Origin of the sequence: Neolewinella agarilytica (assembly GCF_900110645.1) — a bacterium.
Classification (GTDB): domain Bacteria; phylum Bacteroidota; class Bacteroidia; order Chitinophagales; family Saprospiraceae; genus Neolewinella; species Neolewinella agarilytica.
Window position 1 is genome coordinate 129,548 of record NZ_FOFB01000003.1, and the last position, 23,590, is coordinate 153,137.

Below are 23,590 nucleotides of genomic sequence, written 5' to 3' on the forward strand. Positions count from 1 at the left end.
AATTAAGCCAACACATTCCCATATTTTGAGTATTCCGCCAGTATTTCTGCTACCCGGGAAATTCTTTCCTCCAGACTTCCACTTAACACGAAATAGGGTAGTCGTCGCTGCGCTAAATCTCCCATGATCTGTTGCTGAAACCACTGCCGTTTTTGGTCGCCGGAGCGGTCCCAGGTGTCATCGTAAGGAATGTCCGTATCGCAGAGGAAGAAGAGGTCGTATCGCTTTTCAGATTCGCGGGCCAGGCGGGTAAGGATCGGGCCAGCGGTGCCGTGATAGTCTTTGGCGAACACGTAGGTGGTTATGGGGCAGGTATCAGCAAAAAGGTAGGTGTTGGCTTGCAGCAACAGCTCGTCTTCCCGGCGGAGGTGCTCCGGGGCGATCTCCTCAAATTGATCCAGGGTGATGCGGCGCTTTACCTGATTCGCCCGCCAGTATTCGGCGCCGTATTCGGGCATGGAAACTGTGTTAAAGTGCTTGGCCAGGGCCTGGGCCAAGGTGCTTTTGCCGGTGGAAGGAGCGCCTAACAGACAAACTTTAATGATGAGATCCCGGTACACGAGATCAGATAAATACTGCCGGTTTTGGAATAATTCGGCGCGGACGCGGGTGCCGGAGATGGGGACAAAAGAGCGGGGTTCATCCACCCGTCGGTCAATGGCTCCGAGGGCTTTACTGACGTGGTCTCCGTAAAACTCTGAAGAATAAAAATGGGTGATCCTGATGTCTCCCAGCTTCTTCAGGATGTAGTCTTCCTGAATCTTTTTGATCTCCGGAGTATCACCGTAGCCTTCGGGGCCATCCCATGCCTCAAGGATGGTTACGTCCGGGTATAACGCCTTGATCCAGGCCGCCCGGACCTGCAGCGGGACGGACGTAAGGTCAGTATGATACACTAAGACATAAAGCTGGTCCACTTCGGCGAGAGCCGTTTCCACCAGGTATTGGTGCCCCTTATGGAAGGGAGCGAATTTACCCAGGGTTAATCCGGTCTTTAGGGGAGTATCCTCACGCATGCTGAAGTAGGTTCGGTATTTGCTCCGTAAGGTAGCAGAAAAGATGTAGGTTTACCCTCATGCAGAAACATCTGGTAGAAATCAAAGCCCGCTCCTCCCGGGCGGCAACTCAGCGAAAAATCCTGCTGGCTCACGGGGCTGAATTCAAAGGAACGGACCATCAGGTAGACCACTACTTCAACGTACCCGAAGGCCGCCTCAAACTCCGCAGCGGAAACATTGAACACAGCCTGATTTTCTACAAACGAAACAACCAGGCGGGCCCCAAAGACAGCTCCGTGGCGCTGACCCGAATAGCCACCCAGGAACTGGCCAACAGCTTTGCGCAGACACTGGATGCGGCCCTGGGGACCTGGGTGAAGGTGGACAAACAGCGGGAGATTTACTTCATCGATAACGTCAAATTTCACCTCGATGAAGTAGTTGGCCTGGGAAGCTTCCTTGAAATCGAAGCCATCGGAAATTCGCCCGATCAACGCCCGGAACTACTGGCCCAGTGCCAGCAGTACATGAAGCTGCTGGAGGTCAGGCCGGATGAGCTGGTAGAGAACAGCTACAGTGATTTGTTAACGCAGAAATAATCATACCGTCTTTTATCTATGATCTCTAAGCCCGGAAATTGCAAACGAATGCAAGCCGTAAGTGCTGGAAAGTTTAGCTAAAAGGACTTAGCTTTGCAACTAAACTTATTAGCCCGCTAATACCTTCTATTCGGGAACCACCTTACATTTATTTACCCGTTTGACGGGGACAAACCATACATCCATGGCAGACATCCAAGAACTGCAACGCATCGCCAGTCAGGTAAGGCGCGATATTATCCGGCAGGTTTACCTGTGCCAGAGTGGCCACCCCGGTGGCTCCCTGGGGAACGCTGACCTTTTGACGGCCCTCTACTTTGAGGTAATGGAGAATGACCCTTCCTTCAATATGGAGGGTAAGGGAGAAGATATCTTCCTGCTTTCCAACGGGCACATCTCTCCCGTCTTTTACTCCGTACTCGCACACCGGGGGTACTTCCCGGTGAAGGAACTGGCGACTTTCCGCCAGATCAATTCCCGTGTACAGGGGCACCCGACGACTCACGAAGGCTTGCCCGGTATCCGGATTGCCTCCGGCTCCCTGGGCCAGGGCCCGTCTGTCGCCTGTGGTATGGCACTGGCTAAGCGTATGGACGGAGATGATAAAACCGTCTTCGTGTTAACCGGCGACGGCGAGCAGCAGGAAGGTCAAATCTGGGAAGCAGCCCTCTTTGCTCCCCACAATAAACTCGATAATCTGGTACTGATCATTGACGACAATGGCCAGCAAATTGATGGTCCTACGGAAGAAGTATTGAAGCTTGGTAGCTTCGAAGACAAGTACAAAGCCTTCGGCTGGGACATCATGCACATGGACGGTAATGATATGGCCGAGACCGTCAAGGTACTCAAAGAGGCCAAAGCTAAGCGTAACGGTAAGCCTACCTGCATCGTGATGAAAACCGAAATGGGCAAAGGCGTTGATTATATGGAAGGTACCCATAAGTGGCACGGTAAAGCCCCAGACGATGAGCTGACCGAAAAGGCTCTCGCGCAGCTGGAGGAGACCCTTGGCGATTTCCCGGCCTAGTAAGGGTAGAAAGGTGTAAGGGAGTAAAGGACTGCGGTCCTACTCTGCTCTTTTGACCTTTCCCTTGCACCCGCGTCCGCGCCCCCTTCCTCCCTCTTTCCCCTTTACTCCCCTTCCCCCTTTACTCCCTTACTTATGCTATCTCTAGATAAACTCCAACAAACCGGCAAGAAAGCCACCCGCGATGGTTTCGGCGCCGGCCTCAAAGCCGCCGGCGACAAGCACGACAACGTGATCATGCTCACCGCTGACCTCCGCGGCTCCATGAAGTCAGAAGACTTCATCAATACTTACCCCGATCGTTTCATTCAGTGTGGTATTTCCGAAGCCAACATGATGGGCGTTGCCGCTGGTCTGGCTACTGCGGGTAAGATTCCCATGACGACGACCTTCGCCAACTTCAGTACCGGCCGCGTCTACGATCAAATTCGCCAGAGCATCGCCTACAGCGACAAGAACGTGAAAATCTGTGCCAGTCACGCCGGTCTTACACTCGGTGAAGACGGGGCTACCCACCAGATCCTGGAAGACATCGGGATGATGCGCATGCTCCCGGGCATGACCGTCATTAACCCCTGCGACTACAACCAGACCAAAGCCGCCGTGCAGGCCATCGCTGAGCACCACGGACCGGTTTACCTTCGTTTTGGCCGTCCGGGATGGCCCATCTTCATCCCCGAAGATCAAAAGTTCGAAATCGGTAAAGCGCTGCACCTCAATGAAGGTAGCGACGTGTCCATCTTCGCTACCGGACACCTCGTTTGGTACGCAGTAGAAGCGGCGCGTGAGCTGGAAGCTGAAGGCATCAGCGTCGATCTGATCAATATCCACACGATTAAGCCCCTTGACGAGGCGGCCGTGATCGCCAGCGCCAAAAAGACCGGTGCCGTTGTTTCCTGTGAGGAACACAACAAGTACGGTGGTCTGGGCAGCGCCATTGCGGAGTGTCTCAGCAAGAGTGCGCCAACCTTCCAGGAATTCGTCGCTACGGATGATACCTTCGGCGAGTCTGGAAAAGCGACCGATCTGCTGGATAAGTACGGCCTTGGTATCAAGGATATCGTTGCTGCGGCTAAGCGGGCAGTGGCTAAGAAGTAGGTTGCAAGTCAGGCAGTCAAATAGTCAGACAGTCTAACAGTCAAGTAGTAAGAGAGTCAAACAGTCAAATAGTACTGTTTGGCTCTCTTGTTTTTTGGGTTTTGGGCGCAAACGCAGGATGCTTTGAAGGTTGGAGAAGCAAGGAGAACTAAGGGGTGAAAACCTTCACTTCGTACTTACCTTGCATCCACCAAAACAGTTCACGCATGGACCAAGCCATCCGCATTACCCTCGCCCGTAAGAAAACGGAGCTGAAGCAGATCATTGAACTGCAGAAAAAAAACCATCTGGAAGCCGTAAGCGAGGATACCGCCCAAGACCAGGGCTTCGTCACCGCCGTGCATACCTACGACGTGCTGGAGGCCATGAACTCCGCGGCAGCCTCCGTGATTGCTAAAGACGGGACAAAGGTGGTAGGCTACGCCCTGACCATGAAACGGGAGTTTGCCAACGACGTCCCCGCGCTTACCGAACTGTTCGAACGACAGGATAACGCCATTCACCACGGGCAGCGGCTGGGCGATCAGCAGTACCTCGTTATGGGGCAGGTCTGCGTTGCTGAAGAGGCACGGGGGAAGAAAGTAGTGGATCGGATGTACAAATACATGCGCTCCTGCTACAGCCTGCATTATCCTTATCTGGTAACGGCCATCGATGCCCGCAACGCCCGCTCCATCCGGGTACACGAACGGATTGGCTTTAAGCTCCTGGACCGATTCATCGGCGAAGAGTCCGGTAAGGATTGGATGCTGGTGATTTGGGACTGGGAGCGGTAGCCACGGCTTCAGCCGTGTACTAGCAAGCCAAGGGCTAAAGCCGTGGCTACAAATTAGTCAAGATTGCCAACGGCCTGGATGGCCCATTCGAGGCGGGCCTCGATATTGCGGGAGGTGGTGATGCCGGGGCTCAGGACGAGTTCCACCCGTAATTGTTCGTTACCAAGGAAGAGCTCTTTGAAATTCCGTAGTCCGGGGTTCAGGTTGACCGTTTGCTGTCGGCGGCGGAAAAGGTCGTCAACGCTGAATAGAAGGTCGAACTGGCTACAGCCTCCTGCCTGGCCAACGGGACAGGCCCGGAGCTCAATACGCTCAATTTCGCTGAAGTCTTCGCCATTCAGAGAAACGACCCGGGCACGAAGCCCGCCAACGGCATCAATATCTCCGGAGGCAGTAGAGGTGCGCATCATTTCTTCCATGAAACCCGTCGTGAGCCGATCCTGACTGATGACTAAGGTCTGAAAATTGGGCCGGCCGGCGGGGACGGCGAAGTCACTCACAGGGTAAGTAATCTCAAACAAACGATCTCCCAGCCCCTCCTGCTTGCAGCCAGTAGAGAGCAAAAGAACAGACAAAAGAAACAGTAGGATTGATGAACGCATAATTCAGGCACTTGAAGAGAGTAAACGTCCGGAGACTTACCGCCGGTATTTATGGGACGTCTTTTATCGACATAAAAAATCCCCCCAGCAGCGGAAGCTCCTGGGGGGATTTAGTTTCCTGACTAAGCGTTCTTAGCGAACCACCCGCATAGTTACTTTGCGGTCAGTGAATTCGAATCCGTCGGAGGTAGTACCGGGGCAGTCGAAACAGCTAAGCGTAAGGTTTGCTCCGTCGCGTTCGAAGTCGAAGGCGCGGTTAGGCACGGCCCACTGGCTGACGGCAGGAGAAGTAGAGTAAGCATCGAAGCCCATCTTCTTAGCACCACCATCATCGGTGTAGCTAAAGTCAACACCGCTGGAGATGCCACAGTCGTCCACGAGGGCTTTGCACCACTCGTCGGCGCAATTACGGAAGCGCATCTCGACGTGGCCGAGAGACTCCGTACGAGACTCGGATTCTTTACCGGTGTAGGTTACGGTTTCGAGGAAGGCAGTTTTGGGGAGTCCGGTTCCGGCGAGTACTTCTTCCTGGTTGGCGAAATCATCGACGGTCATCATGCCGGCGAGGCCACTGTCTTCTTCGAGGCAAGAGGTGAAAAGAGCTCCGGTAAGGAGACAAAGGAGTAAAGTTTTCCAAGTCATACGGGAAAGGATTTAAGGGTTAATGGTTCTGGATTGTAGAGGAATGATCCTTAAATATGCAGCCTAGTTGGCTGGTTTACAAGTCATCTAACCGCCCAAAGAGCGTTTTTTGGCAAATTTCAGACGATTTTAACATCGTAGGCCGCCTAATTCGTAATTTGATGCCGTTTGAAGGAAGGACTTTAGCTCATCGCTCCTTCAACTTTCCCCTGCACCTGCGGTAGCGCCCTGCTTTACTTTTCCCACGAACGGTCTTTTTTATCCAGTTATGAAAGCTTTCCCCCTGACACGATTTCTCTGCCTCGCCCTTTTACTGTCCTCCGTCGTACTGACGGGGCAGCAGCGCTATCAGGGAGATCTTTCCAGCTATACCGCTGCGGAAAAAGCCTGGGTGGATTCCGTCTTTAGCACCTTGTCCATTGACGGGCAGATCGGTCAGCTAATGATGATTCGCGCGCACTCTGACCGGGGCGCAGACCACATCGCGCACGTGAAGGCAGAGATTAAAAAGTATCAGGTTGGCGGGCTCTGTTTTTTTCAGGGAACTCCGGAAAAGCAGTTGCAACTGACGAACGAATACCAGACGCTCTCCAGCATTCCGCTTATGGTGTCAATGGATGCCGAATGGGGACTGGGCATGCGGCTGCCCGATCAGACCATCAGCTTTCCCAAGCAGCTTGCGCTGGGGGCTATCCGGGACAATAAGCTGATTTACGATATGGGCGCGGAGATCGCCCGGCAGATGCATCACATGGGCGTTAACGTCAGCTTCAGCCCGGTGCTGGACGTGAACAACAACCCCAACAACCCGGTGATTGACACCCGGAGCTTTGGCGAAGACCGCTACAATGTAACCATCAAAGGCTATCAGTATATGCGTGGCCTGCAGGACAATGGTATCCTGGCCAGTGCAAAGCACTTTCCCGGCCATGGAGATACAGGGACGGACAGCCACTACAATCTGCCGGTTATTGCCCACAACCGGGCCCGGTTGGACAGCCTGGAGCTCTATCCCTTTCAGGCGCTCGTTCGCTACGGCATTGGCTCAGTGATGGCGGCTCATCTTCAGATTCCGGCGCTGGACGACCGGCCAAACCGGCCCTCGTCTTTGAGTAAGCCCATTGTTTACGATCTGCTGCGTAAGGAAATGGGCTTCACCGGCCTTGTCTTCACGGATGGACTGGAGATGAAGGGCGTTACCAATCATTACGGCAACGGAGAAGTGGAAGCGGAGGCCATCGCCGCCGGATCCGATATCCTGTTACTGCCGGAAAGTACCGCCGATGCCTTCACCGCCATCAAGCGGTATATGAACGAAGGGAAAATTACTTCTGCGGATCTGGAGCGCAAAGTCCGGCGCATTTTGCTGTCAAAATATCGTCTTGGCCTCCGGAAGACCAGAACCTTGCCGCTGGATAATCTGCGGGGTCACCTCAACACGGCTGGCGCCTATGCCCTGAAGCAAACGCTCTTCGAAAATGCAATGACGCTGGTGAAGGACGGCGAACGGCTGGTGCCGATTAATGACCTGGAGCGTGGCAAGATCGTCAGTGTCCACGTCGGGCTCAACGCTCCGACCGCCTTTTCCAAACGTCTGGATGATTACGGGCAAATCACCCACCTGAATGCAGGCTATAACCTGAGTTCAGCGGACCGGGAGCGGATTCTGGCTAAAATTGCGGAAGACGATCTGGTCATCATTGGTCTCTATTCTGACGGTAGCCGGTTTCGCGAAAAGGTGCCGGTTACGGCTGGTGTTCTTAGCCTGCTGCGGGGAATTGATGCTAAGGCCCGGATGATCGTCTCGGTCTTTGGTAACCCCTACAGCCTGGCGGCCCTGGACGGTTCTGCGGGCACGGTGCTGATGGCTTACTCCAGAGATGAGGTGGCGCAGGATGCCGCTGCGCAGGCCCTCTTCGGGGCTAACCGTATCACCGGCCGGCTACCGATTACGGCCAGCCCCGGAGCAGTGTTTAACGCCGGAATTGAAACCTCCGCGTCTTTCCGGATGGGCTACGCTGAGCCGGAAGCCGTTGGGATGAACGGCAATAAGCTGGCGGCGAAGGTGGACCTGCTGGCCCGGGAAGCCATGCGCCGCAAGGCGACGCCCGGTATGGTTGTGCTGGCTGCCCGCAGCGGTAAGATCGTTTACGAAAAAGCCTACGGCTACCACACCTACAGCCGGCGTAAAGAAGTGCATACTTCGGATATTTACGATCTGGCTTCCGTCACTAAAGTTTGCGCTACCACCATCTCCATCATGAAACTGGTTGATGAGGGGAAGCTTAGCCTGGATCTGCCGATCAGTAACTATCTGCCGGGCCTGGAAGGCAGTGCGGTCGAGTTCCTCACGCTGCGGCCCATGCTGGCCCACCGAGCGGGCCTACGCAGCTGGATTCCTTTTTACACAGAGACCCTCAATCAGAGCGGGAAACCCAGTTCTCAGTTTTATCGCAAAGCGCCGACTGGTGACTTCGTTGTGCCCGTTTCCGAGAACCTCTACATGCACCGGGTTTACCTGGACTCGATGTGGCATAAGATCTATAACAACGAGTTGCCCAATGAAGGGCAGTATCGCTACAGCGACCTGGGTTTTTATCTGATGGCCAAGATTGTTGACCAGGTAAGCGGGCTGACCGTTGACGAATTTGCTGACCGCAATTTTTACCGCCCGATGGGCCTGACGACGCTGACATTCAAGCCGCTTAAAAAATTCCCCAAGAGCAGAATCCCACCGTCTGAGAACGACAATTACTTCCGCCATGAGCGGGTGCAGGGAACCGTCCATGACATGGGCGCCGCGATGCTGGGCGGTGTGAGCGGGCATGCTGGTCTGTTCGGCACGGCCCGTGACGTAGCGACTATTTTTCAGATGCTTTTGCAGGAGGGTAACTATGGTGGGCGGCAGTATTTGCGGCCGGAGACCGTTCGCTTATTCGCCAGCCGCTACACGAATGAAACCCGCCGGGGCTTGGGCTTTGATATGAAGCAGCTAAACGAAAACCGGAAGATGAACCTCTCGCCGATGGCCAGCGAACGGGCTTTCGGGCACCTGGGCTTTACGGGCATTGCCGTTTGGGCGGACCCCGTGGAAGATCTCGTTTTTGTGGCGCTCAGCAACCGTACTTACCCGAGCATGAATAACAATACGTTCGGTAAGCTGGATACCCGGCTGCGGCTACACACGGCGATGTATGAAAGCATCACGAAGCACTCTTCTTTTGAGGATCGGCGGAGTGTGCAGGTGGGGAAACTGCCGTAGGATTTAGGCGCGTTTGGTAAGCTTAGTGGAGCCGGCGGCGCGCGGGTGCAGTGTAAGGTTATGGGAGCAATAAGTTGTGCTAAGGCCTTATCTTCCCCGAACAAATGCCGCCTACAGCGGAAGAACGACGAGATTATGCAAAAACTACTTCTTTTTGCCCTGGCGCTTTGCGCCGTGAGCTGTGGCCCGTCCGCCACTGCTCCTTCAACGGACCCTGCACCTGCGGCCGCGCCCCCCGCTGAATCGGAATGGATTACCCTTTTTGACGGGAGCTCCACCGATGGCTGGCGTGGCTATAATGGGAAAACCCTGCCTCCGGGCTGGGTGATCGAAGAGGGTGTACTAACCTTTAACGACGGTGAGAAACTGTCCGATGCTGAATACGAAGGTGGGAAAGACATCATTTACGCTGCCGAGGAATTCGAAAATTTCGAACTGGAGCTGGAGTGGAAGATACCTCCCGGCGGCAATAGCGGCATTTTCTATCACCTGAAAGAAGGCTACGGCGGGCCACCGGAGGTCTCTCCTGAATACCAACTGATCGATGATGAAGGGTACACTGAATACCACGATATCACGGCCTACAACAAAAGCCTCGGCTACACCGAAAACCCGAACGAAATCAAGCCCTTACAATCCACTGCGGCGGACTACGCCATGTACAAGCCGGACCCCGCTAAAAAAGTCTTGCACCCCGCCGGAGAGTGGAATAAAACGAAGATCGTCTTCACCCCCGAACGGGTAGAGCATTGGCTCAACGGACAGATGGTACTCTCTTTCGTACCTTGGTCTGATGACTGGATGGCCAGGAAGAACAGCGGCAAGTGGGGGCTTGCGCCTGACTACGGGAAATTCAAATCTGGTTATATCGGTCTGCAAGACCACGACAGCTCTCTGTGGTTCCGTAACATCCGTATTAAAAAGTTATAATCGATCAGCGCTATGAAAAGAAGAACATTCATCAAAGCTTCTGCGGCCCTTGCTGCGGCGGCTACCTTACCTGGCTGCGGAAGCCCGGCAGCAGAAACTACGGCGGCCGTTGCCCAAAAGCTGACCAACCTACGGACTGCTCACATCGGCATCGGGAACATGGGGCTCGAAGACCTGAAGGCAGTAGCCTCTCACGGGAAAGTGATCGTTACGGCTCTTTGTGATGTGGACAGTAACTATCTGGAAGCCGCCAGTAAACTCTTCCCTGAAGCTAAGACCTTTAAAGACTACCGGGTGATGCTGACTGAAATGGCCGACGAGGTGGATGCTGTTATCGTATCCACCCCTGACCACACCCACGCTCCGGCTTCGATGAAGGCCATGGAGATGGGTAAGCCCGTTTACTGCCAGAAACCACTGACTCACCACGTATCAGAGGCGCGCGCCATGCGTAAGCTGGCGGAAGAAAAAGGGCTGACGACTCAGATGGGAATTCAGGTTCACTCTTTCTATGATTACAAACTGGCTACGCTACTGATTCAGTCAGGCATCGTTGGTAAGGTGAAGAGGGTTCATGCCTGGTCACCCAAAAACTGGGGCTACGACGGAGAAGCGCCCACTGGCACTGATCCCGTGCCGGATACACTGGACTGGAACCTCTGGCTAGGCACTTCCGCTGAGCGGCCTTATAAGGCAGAAGTCTATCACCCCGGAAACTGGCGTAAGCTGGTAGACTACGGCTGCGGAACGCTTGGTGATATGGGGGTTCATATTTTCGACACTCCCTACAATGCACTGGCCCTGGATGTGCCGGAGACGATTACCACTAATTGTCGTCCGCCCAATGACTTCGGTTTCCCCGAAAACAATGTGGTGACTTACACCTTTCCGGCAACGGAGTATACCACGGATGGCTTCCAGTGGATCTGGTATGACGGCCCCGGTGCGCCCGCTGGCGATAACGAAGAGCTCATGCTGCCCGAAGGAGAAACGCTGCCGGAGCAAGGGGCGCTTTTCATTGGCACGGAGGGAACTTTGCTGCTCCCTCATTTCATGGAGCTACCCCGTAAAATGGTGGATGGGAAATATGTCGATATCTCCGCGGAGATAGCTGCCGTAGAAAAAGAGCACAATATGCCGGAACCGGTGCGGGACTATGCTTCTGAAAGCCCGAAGCACTACCACCAGTTCGTGGATGCCTGTTTGGGAGAAGGCGAAGTGACGGCTCCTTTCTCCTACGCGGCGCGTCTGACGGAGACCATTTTGCTGGGGACCATTGCCGGCCGCTTTCCCGGAGAGACGCTGCACTGGGACAACGCAACGGCGCGCTTCCGGGAAGAGAAGGCGAATGCGCTGCTGGACGCGCCTTACCGTAAGTTTTAATCTGTGCCGCCAAGCAGGCTTAGTGACTGCCTTCGTCGGTCGATTACTTTCCGCCGACTGAAGTCGGCGGAACAAAGAGCCATTTATAAGGGCTATTGATCCGCTTGATTACTGACGAGAGTGCCTACTTTTTCGCCGAACATGATTTTACGCAGATTCGTTGGCTCGTTGATGTCAAAGACGATGATGGGCACGTTGTTTTCTGCACAGAGGGCGAAGGCGGCCTGGTCCATAATCTGAAGCCCTTTAGACATGACCTCTTTATAGGAGATCGTGTCATATTTGGTGGCGGTAGGGTCTTTTTCGGGGTCGGCGGAGTAAATGCCGTCTACCCGGGTACCCTTCAGGATAATATCGGCACCGATTTCATTGGCGCGCAGAGCAGCAGCACTGTCAGTGGTGAAGTAAGGATTGCCCGTTCCGGCACTGAAGATCACTACCCGTCCTTTTTCCAGGTGGCGCATCGCGCGACGGCGGATGTAGGGTTCAGCGATTTGTTCCATCTTGATGGCGGAGATCAGGCGGGTAAATACGCCATGAGTTTCCATCATGCTCTGTAGTGCCATACCATTAATGACGGTCGCCAGCATTCCCATATAATCCCCCTGAGTACGTTCAACACCTGATTCAGCTGCAGAAAGCCCCCGGAATATATTTCCTCCTCCGATTACCACGGCTACTTCTACGCCGATGTCAATAAGCTCCTTGATCTGTTTAGTGTAGTAAATGAGCATCTTGGAGTCGATGCCGTACTGTTGGTCACCCATTAGGGTTTCACCACTCAGTTTTAGCATCACACGACGGTACTTAAGGGCCATGGAGGGAGGAATTGGAGTGCCGTGACTTACGGCGGCGCTAAGGTAATCAGGAAAGACATACGAGAGCGAAAAAGTAGACTGGTAGTCTGCCACCTTTCCTAAATCCTTGCAAAGTTCAGCAAGACGAACGAATCACGAGACCACTCATAGCTCCAATCGGTTGATGGCTTCCCAGGTCCGGTGAGATTCGAATCCTCGCTGAAACATATAGTCGGCCAGCTTTCGCCGGCGCAGGTAGGGATGCGTCGCTTTTCTTTCCAGGCGATCTCTTCGCTGTAATTCCTCGTCGATAACCCGCTGGTACTCCTCTTCTTCAATTTCAGTGAGTGCCTTCTTGATGCAGTAGGCAGATATTTCTCTTCGTTTGAGTTCCCGAATGATTTTTTGTTGCCCCCATCGCTTCATTTTGAATTTGCCTCGGGCAAAGGAGCGGGCGAATCGCTCCTCATCGAGATACTTATCTTTTATCAGGTCACAAATGACTTCTTCGGCGGGATCTCCGTAATAACCTAAATCACGTAGTTTTTGTCGTGCTTCTTTATGGCAACGGTCCTGATAAGCGCAATAAGCCTGTAAAGCTTCTAATGCCTGCTCATGAGTATAAACTACCTTTTTGTCTTTACTAAACAAAGTGTTTTTAATTTTGGATAAAGCTACAAATAAAACATTGGTTGTCGTGGTTTGAATCCCTTTATTCAGTTTAAGTGGTCTACCGTTCCCTCAGATGGAGGTATACGTAGAGCCGGGAAAGCAGTCGCTTTATAATTTAATTAACTTTTCTAGTGTCTTTTTCAGGCTTCCGCGTCTGAAAGATAGATTTGGGTGCTTCACCCTCCAAAAACTATTCATTCATCAATTAATTTATTTTTCTAATGGATTTAGATTTTCTTTCTGAGAGCAACATGGAAACAATTATAAGCTACGCAACCTCTATTGCCGGAGCTATTCTGGTCCTTATCATCGGTTTCTGGATTGCTAACCGCATTGCATCCTTCTTAGGCAAACGGATGGAGAAGTCCGGTATGGACGATACCGTTCGCCCCTTCCTGATGTCATTGGTCAGTACCGGCCTTAAGATTCTTGTTGGCCTGGCTGCTGTTGGTATGCTAGGTGTTGAAACGGCTAGCTTTATTGCTATCCTCGGTGCTTTGGCATTTGCGGTAGGTATGGCCCTTCAGGGTACCCTTGGCCACTTCGCCAGCGGTGTAATGCTGTTGTTTTTCCGTCCTTACAAGGTTGGTGATCTGGTAACTATTGGTGGCGGTGAAACCGGCACCGTGAAGGAGTTGGCCATTTTCAACACTGTATTGGCAACGCTTGACAACAAGCGGGTAATGGTACCTAACGGTGTTGTAACCAGCAACATCATCACGAACATCAGCGGTCAGGGCACCATTGGTGTGGAACTGACCTATGGCATCGGCTACGGTGACTCTATTGACAAGGCAAAGGAAGTTATCCTGGCCGTTGGTAAGGAATGCCCATGGATTCTCGATGAGCCAGGACAGGGAGTAGTTGTTGCTTCTCATGGAGACAGCGCTGTCAACCTGGCTACCCGTCCATTCTGTAAGAGTGAGCACTACTGGGACACCTTCTTCTACATGCAGGAGAACGTCAAGAAGGCGTTTGACCGCGAAGGCATCAGCATCCCGTTCCCACAGCAGGATGTGCACATGCACCAGGTAAGCTAAAAAGTTTATCCGCTCCTTAGCAGGAGTGAATTGATGAGCGATCAGTGATCGGCGTACGGGCATAACTGCTTTGGACGTTGATTACTGATCGCTTTTTTTGTGGATTAACTAAAGTGGCGCACCATCCGCACTTCTTCTTCGGTAAGGAAGCGGTAGAAGCCCCGGGGTAAGTTCTTTTTGGTGAGCCCGGCCAGGTATACCCGGTCGAGCTTCTTTACGGTATAGCCCAGTTGCTCGAAGGCCCGGCGGACGATGCGGTTGCGACCCACATGGATCTGGAGAGCAACGGTCATCGGGTCATCTTGTTTGGCGTAGCGAACCCAGTCTACTGCAAAGGGGCCATCATCCAGGTCGTAACCATGCTCCATTTCGGCGAGGCTGGCGCCGGAGAAGGGCTTGTCCAGCGTAGCGTGATAGATCTTACTTACCTGATGGCTGGGGTGGGTAAGCCGTTTGGCGGTGTCTCCGTCGTTGGTGATGAGTAGCAGGCCCGTGGTTTCCCGGTCGAGGCGACCTACGGGGAAGAGGCGGTAGTCTTTCAGCTGCGGGTCGTCCAGCAGGTCCATTACGGTTGTCCGGTCGTGTTCATCGCTGGTGGTGGTAATGACGTTGCGGGGCTTGTTGAGGAGTACGTAGATGTACTGCTCGTCTGGCGAGACAATCTTATCCTTATAACTTACTTCGTCTCCGGCCTGAACCTGGTAGGCGGGGTTTATTTCTACTTTCCCGTTTACTTTGATCTTACCGGCTTTGACCATGTCGCCGGCCTGCCGCCGGCTGGCTACGCCGGAATGCGCCAGGTATTTGTTGAGGCGCATGCCGATGATGTCTTCTGCTTTGCGGTCGAGGCCGGGGGGCTGACCAGAGTTGCGGGCCTGGGAACGTTGGAATCGGCGGGGAGGTTTCATAGTCTGATAGTAGTGGTAGCAGTGATTGTACAGTAATCTAAGTGCGGCCCTCCGGTAGCAGAGGTTTGTTAGGGGAACGGTTGGGAATGGAAAGAGTTAAGGGGAAGCCACTTTATGGTGGCTATGTATAGACCTCTTTGCCACACTCATTGCCATCGTACAACTCTATGCACCTGCGGATGCGCAGTATTTGAAATCAAATTAGTTACAAAATCGGTTTTATTTATTTTTTAGATTACATTGTTGTAACTTTTATTTATCTTAGTAGTAGCTTACACCAAATCGCACCCAGAGAAACACTACTTCATGAAATTCCTCACTAATTTTCTTCTCTTCTTTATCATATCAACAACGCTTTCGGCCCAATGGCAAGCCATGGACGGTCCTTACGGAGCTACCACCCGGGTCATTGCCCGCTGTGGAGCCACCTTGCTGGCGGACACTGACGGTGGACTCTACCAAAGTACGGACGAAGGAATGACCTGGACAGAAACGTTTAGAGGAGCCATTGCCAGAGGCAGCGTTTTTGAGGTGAAAACGGATGGAAACAATGCCATTGTCCGGGTCTTCAATACGGAGACCGGAGTTTATGAACTGCTCATTTCAACAGATGGAACCGAAAGCTGGCAGCGCCTGTCCCTTCCCGAAAATATTAACGGCTATCGCGGAATGGCTTTCAACGGGACGGTGATTCTTTACCGGGATATCAGAGCCGGCTATGTATCTTTTGACGGGGGATTAAACTGGACCTTCATGGGCTTTGGCATTGGTGTGCCGAGTGAGCTTTTCAGTATTAACGAAATACTCTACATCCGTAACACTGCCGGCGAACTATACCGGGCAACAGATGCTGCGGCTACCGAGTGGGAGGAAGTGAATTATCCCGTCCGGACCAGCTTCCGGGTAGAATTACTGGTTAAAGGAGATACGCTGATCACGGGTTTTGTGAATGATTCAATCTACTACAGTCATAACGGCGGGGAGGATTGGCGCGTTGGTAGCGGAGTGGGGGATTTTGATGCCGCCACGAATTCTCTGAGTTCATCAGGAGACACACTCTACGCCTTGAGCGGAAATAAGCTGTACACTTCGACTGATGCCGGCGCTAACTGGACGATGCCCGTTAGCACCAGTAGCCTGATGGGACTCTTACCCCTTTCGGGTAGCCTGCTGCTTCTTTCCGGTACTGATGTTGTCTGGTCTCCTGATGAGGGTCTTACCCAAGTGCCGAGAATGAACGGAATGAACGGTACGGTCATCCGTGAATGGGTAGCACAGGGTGATGGAATTACCTATAACCAGAACGATAAGCAGCTGGTACACACCAACGATGAAGGGCTGCGTTTTGTCGAGGATTCCTCCCTGACCCTATGGGAGGGTAATCTGGATGAAATGATTGCCGCACCGGATGACTATGTGTTTTACGGCGCTTCTTCTTTCAGTTCGGGACAGAGAAAGAGCATTTACCGGATATCTCCTGAAGGGCAGCAACAACTGGTCATTCAGGAGGGGAACCAGCCCTGGCTGGCCAGTGACCATCTGGAATACGAAGACGGAAAGTTGTTCTACTACGGAAACGGGGTGAGAAAATTTTCTGAGGACCTCGGAGAAAGCTGGCAGGAAATGTCTGAACTGGCTCCTTTTTTCTTCAACGATTATGTGCGGCATGGGGAGGCAGTGTTTGCTTTCCAAACCGGCTCCGTTCAGCGAAAAAGAGATGGGGAAACCGACTGGACGGAAGTGAATACGGGCTTACAACTGGAGGAGTTTCCCATCGGTACCCGCAGCAATGAGTGCCGTCTGATCAGTACCGAAGGGGCGCTTTTCGCGCTGGTCTCCAGAAGTTCCAAAGAGACATATGACATTTACGTAACGCATGATGATGGGGACAACTGGCTCCTTACGGCTACGGAGCTGGAGCCCATTATTTACCCTACACTGAATGCTCCTCCGGGAGTGAAGGCAATAATCTCCGTTAATGGCTTCCACCTCATGGCCGCCCGCGATAACGGAATCGTAATTTCGGGTGATCAGGGGCGCAACTGGACATACTTCAATGACGGGCTGCCTAATGATCGGGTAGAAGTTATGCAACTGGTGAACGGTAAAGTTATAATATCCACCGATCGAAATGGGTTCTGGCAACTGGACCCTGATCAGGTTCAACTCCGAAAAGCCACAGGAACCGTCTATTTCGATGCCAACGAAAACGACCTCTTCGATGCAGGTGAAAGTGGCCTGCCCATGGTGAAAATGCTCCTGGAAAACGGAGAAGACCTGGCGTTTACCAATGCGGAAGGCGTTTATACGATGTTCTTCCGTAACGATGGCGCTTTTGCTCCGGAGATCAACAACCCTTATTTCAATTCCAATCCTTCCGTCCGGCAAACGGATGCTGAAGGGCCATTGGACTTTGGCTTGCAGCTCAACCGAAATGTCAATGACCTGCGCGTAAGCCTGGAAACGGACAATGTGCACCGTCCGGGTTTTTCTAATCGCTATTATCTGCACTACGAGAACAGAGCGGCTCCTACGGAAGGGGTAAGTCTGGAAATCGTACTCGATCCTCAATTTACCTTTGACGGGGCGAATCAGGACCCTGACCAACAAGATGGTAATACCCTCACCTATGAGCTGGGGGATCTGGCTCCGCTGGAGTCTGGTCTGATCGTCTTGTACCTTACCGTTGACCGAATGGCCATGCTTGGGGGCACCATCAGCAGTACGGCCACCATCAGCAGCGCTTCGGCGGCCGAAGAAACCCCGGCAAATAATATTGCGACCCTGACGGACATTCTGGTCGGCTCCTACGACCCCAACGATATTGCCGTGGACCTAAGCATCGTTACCCCGATGCAGGTGGCGGATGGTCAGTTGCTGAACTACCGGATTCGCTTTCAGAATACGGGGACTTATCCGGCCGAGACGGTAGTTGTACGCAATGAGATTGATCCCGGCCTGCAGCTGGGGTCCATCAAAAGCGTGGAGGCGAGTCATGACTTTGAGATCGTCGTGGAGGACGACCGCCTACTGGCCTTCGTTTTCGAAAATATTCAGTTGGCGGACAGCACCCGGGATGAGGCGGCCAGCCACGGTTACATCACCTATACCATTGCGGTGGACGAAGAGCTGATGAACGGGGATAGTATTGCTAATCAGGCCGCCATTTACTTCGACTTCAACGAGCCCATCATCACGAATGAAGCTATTACGGTAGTGGAACGACCCGCCGCGGTACGGACGGCGACGCCGTGGCTAAGCGGTAAGCTGTATCCCAACCCAGTTACATCAGGTGATCGGGTCGCTTTTGAACTGGACAGCCCGGCGGGTACGCTGACGGTCTTTGACCCACTCGGCCGGCCGGTAAGCCAGCAAGAGGCTTTCCGTCCCGCAACGGATCGACTCAACACGGCCGGGCTGCAGCCCGGTGTATACTGGATTGGCTTTATCGGCCCGAAGGGGAGTAGCTGCTTTAAGTTGTTGGTGCGGTAAAGGGCTGAGGTCTGTGTGAGAAGAGCTTTCTGGCGCGGGCGCAGGTGCAAGGGGAGGTTTTAAAAGCTATAGCTGTGCTTTGTACTCTACTCTTCGGTGTGGGGTTTAATGCTTGCCCTGGGGGCAGGGGTGAGTGTGGGGGAGCCGATGGGGTGAGAGACTCATCGTGTCAGAAACAGGTGGTAGAGGTCTTCATTAACAAAGTAATGATGCTTCCCCATCCGCTCCTTTCGCAAAACGCCATCATCCGCTAATTTATTCAGGTAGAGAGAAGCCGTTTTCCGGGAGATTTTCAGATCTCTCTCCAGAAATTCTATTTTAGTGTAAGGGTGGCGGAAAAGGTTCATCAGGAGTTCGTGGGAGTAAAACTTATAGTTGCTTCGAAGTTTACGCTGCATGTCTGTGATTTGGAGTTGAAGGCTTTCGATGAGATTGATGGTGTCTTTTGCCGTCAAGCTGACTCCACGGATAATATAGATTAGCCAATCTTCCCAGTTGCTTTCTAAACGCACTTCCTGAAACAGCTGATAATACCTCTGTTTAGTGTGGATTATGTAGTTGCTCAAGTAGAGGGTCGGAAAATCAAGTAGATCGGACAGGATGAGGTATAAAATATTGATGATGCGACCAGTTCTACCATTTCCATCGTAAAATGGATGAATACTCTCAAACTGAAAGTGGATAATGGCCATCTTGACCAGAGGGTCATATTGCCTGTAATCCGGATTGTTGATTAGTTGCTCAAGGTCTTTCATCAAGGCACTTATTGTCTCAAAATCCTGTGGTGGTGTATAGACTACCTCTTTCGTGTAGGCATTTAACAATGAGGTTCCGGGAGTTCGCCGAAAGCCTGCATTGTTTTTCTCTAGCACAGATTGGATTTTTATGATATCGTTTCCGGTAAGTAGTCTTTTCTCCGAGATAAGCTCGAAGCCCTTTTTCAGCGCTTCCACATAATTCTGGACTTCTTTGGCTTCCGAAGAGGAGTTACCGGATAGCTGAAGGTCTCCTTTAAACAACTCGTCCAGCGAGGTGATGATATTTTCAATGGCTGAACTGTCTTTGGCTTCTTGTATGCCTAAAGTATTGATCAGTATGGATTGGTCTGGAATCGTCCTCGCTACTCCTTTAAGCTCCGCAAGGGCCGCGCGGGCACTTACCAGTTCGCGCAATACAGCTTTAGATTCGAGTTCTGTAGAACTGGGTATCTTCTCAATCGGCCAAGCTTTCATAATTTTATTTTAAAACAAATATATGGGTAAATTGTGATAAAAATTACACATTAGGTGGTTTATAGGGGAAGCTGCTTCCCATGTAATGAGCTACATGCGTAAAGAATAATTTTTTTTACGCATGTAATGTGCCTCGTAGAAAGGTTTTGAATTAGTTTTTATGTATTATTTGTTTGATAATGTCATTGTACCTTGCTGCTTTTGGCGCTTAATCGCTACTACTTATGCTTTATCGGTACCCCCTCCCCCTGCTCCTTCTAACCCTCCTCTGCACCTGCGTCAGCGCCCAACTTCAAGCGCAGCAATCGCCCGTAGGGCACAAAACGCTCCACGATCGCACCCTGGAAAGTCTGGAGCCCTATCAGGAGTTTCTTTCCATCCCCAACGACGCCCGCATCAAAGGACAGTTAGAACCCAACCTCGTCTGGCTGGAAAAGGAGTTCGCCAAGCGTGGCTTTGTTGGCAGGCGCCTGAAAAATGAAGGCATCGATCTGTTGCTGTTTACCTATCAGGCGGCTACCCCGAAGGCCGAAACGGTACTGTTCTACGGCCACGTGGACGGGCAGTCAGTAGACGTGTCCAAGTGGATACTTTCTCCGCCCTTCAAGCCCGTTTACGGAACGATGACGGCGATGGCCGATGGCACCATCAACTACCAGAAGGTTGCCACGCTACCCGCGAAACCCGAGACGACCGACGTCCGCCTCTTCGCCCGCGCCAGCTCCGACGCCAAGGCACCGATCATGCTTTTCCTCGTTGCCTGGGACCAGATGATCGCCGACGGTAAGCGGCCCAACTACACCGTGAAATTCATCATCGACTCCATGGAAGAGTTCAGCAGCCCCGACCTGCCCGGTGCCGTCAAAACCCACCGTGCCGCTCTGGCTGCTGATCACCTGATCATTCTGGATGGTCCGGTCCATATCACTAACCAACCTACCATTGTGGGTGGCGCGCGCGGAATTGCCAGCGCCCGGCTCACCGTCTATGGCCCCAAACTGCCACAACACAGTGGCCACTACGGCAACTATGCCCCGAACCCGGCGCTGCGGCTGGCCCAGCTGCTGGCCAGTATGAAAAACGATGCCGGCCGGGTAACCATTCCCGGTTACTACGACGGTATTGAGATCGATGCCGCTACCCGCCGCATCCTCGATGGTGTGCCGGATGATGCTAACTCCATTCACCAGAAAATCGGCTTCAGCCAGCCCGACGGCGTCGGGCGCAACCTGCAGGAAGCCCTGCAGTACCCGAGCCTCAACATCAAAGGAATGTCCAGCGGTTGGGTAGGGCTCTCCGCCCGGACGATCATCCCCAACACCGCGGTGGTAAATATGGACCTTCGCCTCGTCAAAGAATCCGACGGAGACCGGCTACTTGGCCTCGTGCGCAACCACATCAAAGCCCAGGGCTACTACATCATCCCCGAAGGCCGGGAGCCTACGGATGAAGAGCGGGCCAATCACGCACGACTGGCTTCCTTCGGCGGGAAAACGAGTTACGCTGCCTTCCGCACCGACCTCAACGGCAAAACCGGGAGCTGGCTGCAGAACGCCATTAAGCATACCTTCGGCAAAGATCCCGTGTTGATCCGTACCATGGGTGGATCGGTGCCGATTGCACCCTTCGTGACGGAGCTTGACGTGCCGGCCGTTGTGCTGCCACTCGTTAATCCGGACAATAACCAGCACAGTCCGAATGAGAACATTCTGCTGAAGAATTACTTTAAGGGAGCAGAGACTTTATATGGCGTGTTAACAGAAAAACTGTAGCGTCAGGCCCACTAGTCGACCAACCTCCAACTCTGTAGATGCAATATCTCCTCAATCCCGATCTTCCTCTTCATCCCCGTGCTCCTGAGGGCTGGAAGGGTAATCCTTTTGCCGACAAAGAATTCAAGTACGACCGAGACTCTTTTCGGCCAGACTGGACCATGGTGTTGAAGATGCTTTTCACGCCCAACCCCCTGCGGGCGGAGAAGAAGGCCGACACCTGGACGCCGGAAGTATCGGCTGACGTAACCTATCTGGAAGACCGGGAGCGAGACTGGGTGGTGTGGCTGGGCCACGCTTGTTTTTTGATGCAGTTTAAGGGTGTTCGCTTTCTGATCGACCCGCAGCTGACGGATATGCCCTTTATTCCCCGGCGGGTTTTTCCTCCATTTGGCTATGAGGATATTCGGGGCGTGGATTATCTGTTGCTGAGTCATGACCATCGGGATCACGTCGATAAAAAATGCATCCGGGCCATTGTGGCCAATAATCCGATCCGGAAAATTCTGTGTCCGCTCCGACTGAGCCGAACCATTGGTGGGTGGGTAGGGGATACGCCCATCGAAGAAGCCGCCTGGTATCAGCAATTTGACACAGAAGCAGCGGGCGTAAGGATCACTTTTCTGCCCAGCCGGCATTGGTGCCGGCGCGGGCTGACGGACTTCAACCGTTCCCTGTGGGGCAGTTTTATGTTTGAAGTTTTGGGCGCAGGAACGCAGGGTGCAGAGGAGGTTAAAGGAGCAAAGCAGACCATCTACTTCGGCGGAGACTCCGCCGAGACGAGCTACTGGTCGGAGATCGGAACGATGTTTCCGGGCATTGACGTAGCGATGCTTGGCATCGGTGCCTACCGCCCTGACTTTGTGATGAAAGAAAACCACGCTAACCCGGCTGAAGCCTTCCAGGGATTCCTCGACCTGAAGGCAAAACTCTGGTGGCCGATGCACCACGGCACCTACGACCTGAGTAATGAGCCGGCGAGTGAACCGATCCGCTGGGCGGAGCGGCTGATGGGGGAGGCGGGGCTGGAAAACCGGCTGTTACAGCCGGCCGTTAATGCCCCGTATTACCTCGTCTGACGGGCGTCTGCAGGCCTTGGTAATCAGAGGTATTCAAAAACACGAGAGTCGCCCAATGAGGGAAAATAGCTACGCAGCAAAGGCTTAATTTTATTCAGTGGCCAAGGAAAGCCACCGGAAAAGAAAAATTATGCGTGTTAAGTTGCTTTTGCCGGGCCTGCCCCTGCTCCTGATATTGATGTGGGCCTGTGCGGACCAGATAGACCCCGTCTATCAGTTCGAAGACGGTTTCTATCTCGTGGAAGGGCGGATCGCTAACCAGGATGGATACGGTAAGGTAAGCGTAAGCCTCAGTGAGTTAGTAGACGGTGTTTACCGCCTTAATCGCTTAGAAGGCGCCCGCGTGAGCACCGTGGATGATCAGGGGCAGACAGTAGAATGGGAGGCAAATGCGGGAACTATCGACTATTACCCACCGGAGAATTTTACCGGCGTGCCCGGAAGGAGTTACCACATCAGAGTAGAGACTCCTGACGGAAAGATACTGGAATCAAGCCCGGAAACGATGCCGGAGCCCGTGCCGATCGCTGACTTCCGAATAAGCTTTGAACAAGAGGCTTATTTCGACGTGGTTCGGGATGCTTTCATTCCTGCTTTCCGACTCTTGATTGATGCCGACGACCCGGCCGGCCGGGATAACTTTTACCAATGGTCGAGGCGGACCTTTCAGCTCGTGGACGTTTGCCAGTCTTGCTACTTTCAGCGCTATCGCAACGGCCAGTGCGAGAGCCATCGCAGTGCCCGCTTTGCGGAACGCTGGGACTATCTCTGCGAGGGGCAGTGCTGGGGGGTAAGTAATCCGCTCGACTTTCAACTCTTCAGCGACCAGTTCAGTCAGGGATTACCAATCCGTGATCTGCTGGTGGGGTATGAGGATTTTGACCGGCCTAACGGCGGTCTGCTGATCGAGGTCTCTCAGTTGCAGCTGAGCCGGGAAAACTACGAGTACAACAGCCTGCTAAAACAACTGACGACGGAGAGCGGCGGGCTGAACGCCGCCATTCCATCGGCTCTGGTCGGTAATATGCGTGAGCTGGGTGCCGGGGAGGAGCTGACCGTGCTGGGGTATTTCGGTGCCGTCTCGGTCGCAGCCGAAAGGCGATTTATTGACCGGGCGACGGTAGACGGTGTCTCTCTGCCTTTTGACCGGGACATCCGCCTGGAACCGGCCCCTGACTGTGTTATGGATTGCCCGCCATTAGCTCCCTGCTCCGGGCCACGCTGGACCTCCACGGAACCTGAAGGGTGGGAGGAATGATGATCGCCGATTCAATGGCT

19 protein-coding genes are annotated in these 23,590 nt (G+C 53.1%); 12 read left to right on the forward strand and 7 right to left on the reverse strand.

Going from position 1 to position 23,590, the window contains the following annotated elements:
• Nucleotides 1–2 precede the first annotated feature (2 nt).
• Nucleotides 3–1,016, reverse strand: coding sequence for an AAA family ATPase (locus BM123_RS04030; RefSeq protein ID WP_090165549.1), 1,014 nt, complete (start codon nt 1,014–1,016; stop codon nt 3–5).
• Nucleotides 1,017–1,075: 59 nt separating this feature from the next.
• On the opposite strand from BM123_RS04030, the gene BM123_RS04035 reads away from it, so the two are divergent.
• From BM123_RS04035 to BM123_RS04050, 4 genes are all read left to right on the forward strand, one after another.
• Nucleotides 1,076–1,597, forward strand: a complete 522-nt coding sequence (locus tag BM123_RS04035) for a class IV adenylate cyclase (RefSeq protein ID WP_090165551.1) — start codon at nt 1,076–1,078, stop codon at nt 1,595–1,597.
• Between the two features lie 184 nt (nt 1,598–1,781).
• Nucleotides 1,782–2,627: a transketolase gene (locus tag BM123_RS04040; protein ID WP_090165553.1), complete on the forward strand. Its 846-nt coding sequence runs from the start codon at nt 1,782–1,784 to the stop codon at nt 2,625–2,627.
• 135 nt (nt 2,628–2,762) lie between these two features.
• A complete protein-coding gene (locus BM123_RS04045) occupies nt 2,763–3,725 on the forward strand; it encodes a transketolase family protein (RefSeq protein ID WP_090165555.1) in 963 nt (320 codons plus the stop codon).
• Nucleotides 3,726–3,931: 206 nt separating this feature from the next.
• Nucleotides 3,932–4,501, forward strand: a complete 570-nt coding sequence (locus BM123_RS04050) for a GNAT family N-acetyltransferase (RefSeq protein WP_090165558.1) — start codon at nt 3,932–3,934, stop codon at nt 4,499–4,501.
• A gap of 53 nt (nt 4,502–4,554) precedes the next feature.
• On the opposite strand, the gene BM123_RS04055 is transcribed toward BM123_RS04050, so the two are convergent.
• Together BM123_RS04055 and BM123_RS04060 are read right to left on the reverse strand one after the other, a co-directional pair.
• Nucleotides 4,555–5,103, reverse strand: a complete 549-nt coding sequence (locus BM123_RS04055) for a hypothetical protein (RefSeq protein WP_139211751.1) — start codon at nt 5,101–5,103, stop codon at nt 4,555–4,557.
• Between the two features lie 132 nt (nt 5,104–5,235).
• Nucleotides 5,236–5,745 (reverse strand): hypothetical protein, encoded by a 510-nt coding sequence (locus BM123_RS04060; RefSeq protein ID WP_090165562.1) that lies wholly within the window; start codon nt 5,743–5,745, stop codon nt 5,236–5,238.
• Between the two features lie 268 nt (nt 5,746–6,013).
• On the opposite strand from BM123_RS04060, the gene BM123_RS04065 reads away from it, so the two are divergent.
• The 3 genes from BM123_RS04065 to BM123_RS04075 all read left to right on the forward strand — a co-directional run bounded on the left by BM123_RS04065 (nt 6,014) and on the right by BM123_RS04075 (nt 11,320).
• Nucleotides 6,014–9,007: a glycoside hydrolase family 3 N-terminal domain-containing protein gene (locus tag BM123_RS04065; RefSeq protein WP_090165564.1), complete on the forward strand. Its 2,994-nt coding sequence runs from the start codon at nt 6,014–6,016 to the stop codon at nt 9,005–9,007.
• A 135-nt stretch (nt 9,008–9,142) separates the two neighbouring features.
• On the forward strand, nt 9,143–9,937 hold the full coding sequence (locus BM123_RS04070; protein ID WP_090165566.1) for a 3-keto-disaccharide hydrolase: 795 nt from the start codon (nt 9,143–9,145) through the stop codon (nt 9,935–9,937).
• 12 nt (nt 9,938–9,949) lie between these two features.
• Nucleotides 9,950–11,320: a Gfo/Idh/MocA family protein gene (locus BM123_RS04075; protein ID WP_090165568.1), complete on the forward strand. Its 1,371-nt coding sequence runs from the start codon at nt 9,950–9,952 to the stop codon at nt 11,318–11,320.
• A gap of 92 nt (nt 11,321–11,412) precedes the next feature.
• Here BM123_RS04075 and pyrH read toward each other — a convergent pair whose 3' ends face one another.
• Nucleotides 11,413–12,138 (reverse strand): UMP kinase, encoded by a 726-nt coding sequence (gene pyrH / locus BM123_RS04080; protein ID WP_090165570.1) that lies wholly within the window; start codon nt 12,136–12,138, stop codon nt 11,413–11,415.
• A gap of 144 nt (nt 12,139–12,282) precedes the next feature.
• Entirely contained in the window at nt 12,283–12,768 is a 486-nt protein-coding gene (locus tag BM123_RS04085) for a regulatory protein RecX (RefSeq protein WP_090165572.1), read from the reverse strand.
• A 242-nt stretch (nt 12,769–13,010) separates the two neighbouring features.
• On the opposite strand from BM123_RS04085, the gene BM123_RS04090 reads away from it, so the two are divergent.
• The gene (locus BM123_RS04090) at nt 13,011–13,829 is read left to right on the forward strand and encodes a mechanosensitive ion channel family protein (RefSeq protein WP_090165574.1); all 819 of its coding nucleotides are present in this window, start codon (nt 13,011–13,013) and stop codon (nt 13,827–13,829) included.
• Between the two features lie 104 nt (nt 13,830–13,933).
• Here the strand turns inward: BM123_RS04090 and BM123_RS04095 are convergent, their stop codons facing one another.
• Nucleotides 13,934–14,737, reverse strand: a complete 804-nt coding sequence (locus BM123_RS04095) for a pseudouridine synthase (RefSeq protein ID WP_090165576.1) — start codon at nt 14,735–14,737, stop codon at nt 13,934–13,936.
• Nucleotides 14,738–15,043: 306 nt separating this feature from the next.
• Here BM123_RS04095 and BM123_RS04100 point away from each other — a divergent pair, with 306 nt between their 5' ends.
• Entirely contained in the window at nt 15,044–18,229 is a 3,186-nt protein-coding gene (locus BM123_RS04100) for a DUF7619 domain-containing protein (RefSeq protein WP_090165578.1), read from the forward strand.
• A gap of 161 nt (nt 18,230–18,390) precedes the next feature.
• Here the strand turns inward: BM123_RS04100 and BM123_RS04105 are convergent, their stop codons facing one another.
• Nucleotides 18,391–19,461: a Fic family protein gene (locus tag BM123_RS04105; protein WP_090165580.1), complete on the reverse strand. Its 1,071-nt coding sequence runs from the start codon at nt 19,459–19,461 to the stop codon at nt 18,391–18,393.
• A gap of 224 nt (nt 19,462–19,685) precedes the next feature.
• On the opposite strand from BM123_RS04105, the gene BM123_RS04110 reads away from it, so the two are divergent.
• From BM123_RS04110 to BM123_RS04120, 3 genes are all read left to right on the forward strand, one after another.
• A complete protein-coding gene (locus BM123_RS04110; RefSeq protein ID WP_090165582.1) occupies nt 19,686–21,233 on the forward strand; it encodes a M20/M25/M40 family metallo-hydrolase in 1,548 nt (515 codons plus the stop codon).
• 38 nt (nt 21,234–21,271) lie between these two features.
• Nucleotides 21,272–22,312 carry an MBL fold metallo-hydrolase gene (locus BM123_RS04115; protein ID WP_090165584.1) on the forward strand — a complete coding sequence of 347 codons (1,041 nt, stop codon included), beginning with the start codon at nt 21,272–21,274 and terminating at the stop codon, nt 22,310–22,312.
• Nucleotides 22,313–22,442: 130 nt separating this feature from the next.
• Nucleotides 22,443–23,570, forward strand: coding sequence for a DUF4249 domain-containing protein (locus tag BM123_RS04120; protein ID WP_139211752.1), 1,128 nt, complete (start codon nt 22,443–22,445; stop codon nt 23,568–23,570).
• Nucleotides 23,571–23,590 lie beyond the last annotated feature (20 nt).

Excerpts from the sequence above, each read along its gene's own strand:
- BM123_RS04110 (WP_090165582.1), top strand. The coding sequence starts at position 19,686 with ATGCTTTATCGGTACCCCCTCCCCCTGCTCCTTCTAACCCTCCTCTGC.
- BM123_RS04035 (WP_090165551.1), top strand. The coding sequence starts at position 1,076 with ATGCAGAAACATCTGGTAGAAATCAAAGCCCGCTCCTCCCGGGCGGCA.
- BM123_RS04040 (WP_090165553.1), top strand. The coding sequence starts at position 1,782 with ATGGCAGACATCCAAGAACTGCAACGCATCGCCAGTCAGGTAAGGCGC.
- BM123_RS04045 (WP_090165555.1), top strand. The coding sequence starts at position 2,763 with ATGCTATCTCTAGATAAACTCCAACAAACCGGCAAGAAAGCCACCCGC.
- BM123_RS04100 (WP_090165578.1), top strand. The coding sequence starts at position 15,044 with ATGAAATTCCTCACTAATTTTCTTCTCTTCTTTATCATATCAACAACG.
- BM123_RS04090 (WP_090165574.1), top strand. The coding sequence starts at position 13,011 with ATGGATTTAGATTTTCTTTCTGAGAGCAACATGGAAACAATTATAAGC.
- BM123_RS04050 (WP_090165558.1), top strand. The coding sequence starts at position 3,932 with ATGGACCAAGCCATCCGCATTACCCTCGCCCGTAAGAAAACGGAGCTG.
- BM123_RS04030 (WP_090165549.1), bottom strand. The coding sequence starts at position 1,016 with ATGCGTGAGGATACTCCCCTAAAGACCGGATTAACCCTGGGTAAATTC.
- BM123_RS04105 (WP_090165580.1), bottom strand. The coding sequence starts at position 19,461 with ATGAAAGCTTGGCCGATTGAGAAGATACCCAGTTCTACAGAACTCGAA.
- BM123_RS04115 (WP_090165584.1), top strand. The coding sequence starts at position 21,272 with ATGCAATATCTCCTCAATCCCGATCTTCCTCTTCATCCCCGTGCTCCT.
- pyrH (WP_090165570.1), bottom strand. The coding sequence starts at position 12,138 with ATGGCCCTTAAGTACCGTCGTGTGATGCTAAAACTGAGTGGTGAAACC.
- BM123_RS04120 (WP_139211752.1), top strand. The coding sequence starts at position 22,443 with ATGCGTGTTAAGTTGCTTTTGCCGGGCCTGCCCCTGCTCCTGATATTG.
- BM123_RS04075 (WP_090165568.1), top strand. The coding sequence starts at position 9,950 with ATGAAAAGAAGAACATTCATCAAAGCTTCTGCGGCCCTTGCTGCGGCG.
- BM123_RS04060 (WP_090165562.1), bottom strand. The coding sequence starts at position 5,745 with ATGACTTGGAAAACTTTACTCCTTTGTCTCCTTACCGGAGCTCTTTTC.
- BM123_RS04095 (WP_090165576.1), bottom strand. The coding sequence starts at position 14,737 with ATGAAACCTCCCCGCCGATTCCAACGTTCCCAGGCCCGCAACTCTGGT.
- BM123_RS04070 (WP_090165566.1), top strand. The coding sequence starts at position 9,143 with ATGCAAAAACTACTTCTTTTTGCCCTGGCGCTTTGCGCCGTGAGCTGT.
- BM123_RS04065 (WP_090165564.1), top strand. The coding sequence starts at position 6,014 with ATGAAAGCTTTCCCCCTGACACGATTTCTCTGCCTCGCCCTTTTACTG.
- BM123_RS04055 (WP_139211751.1), bottom strand. The coding sequence starts at position 5,103 with ATGCGTTCATCAATCCTACTGTTTCTTTTGTCTGTTCTTTTGCTCTCT.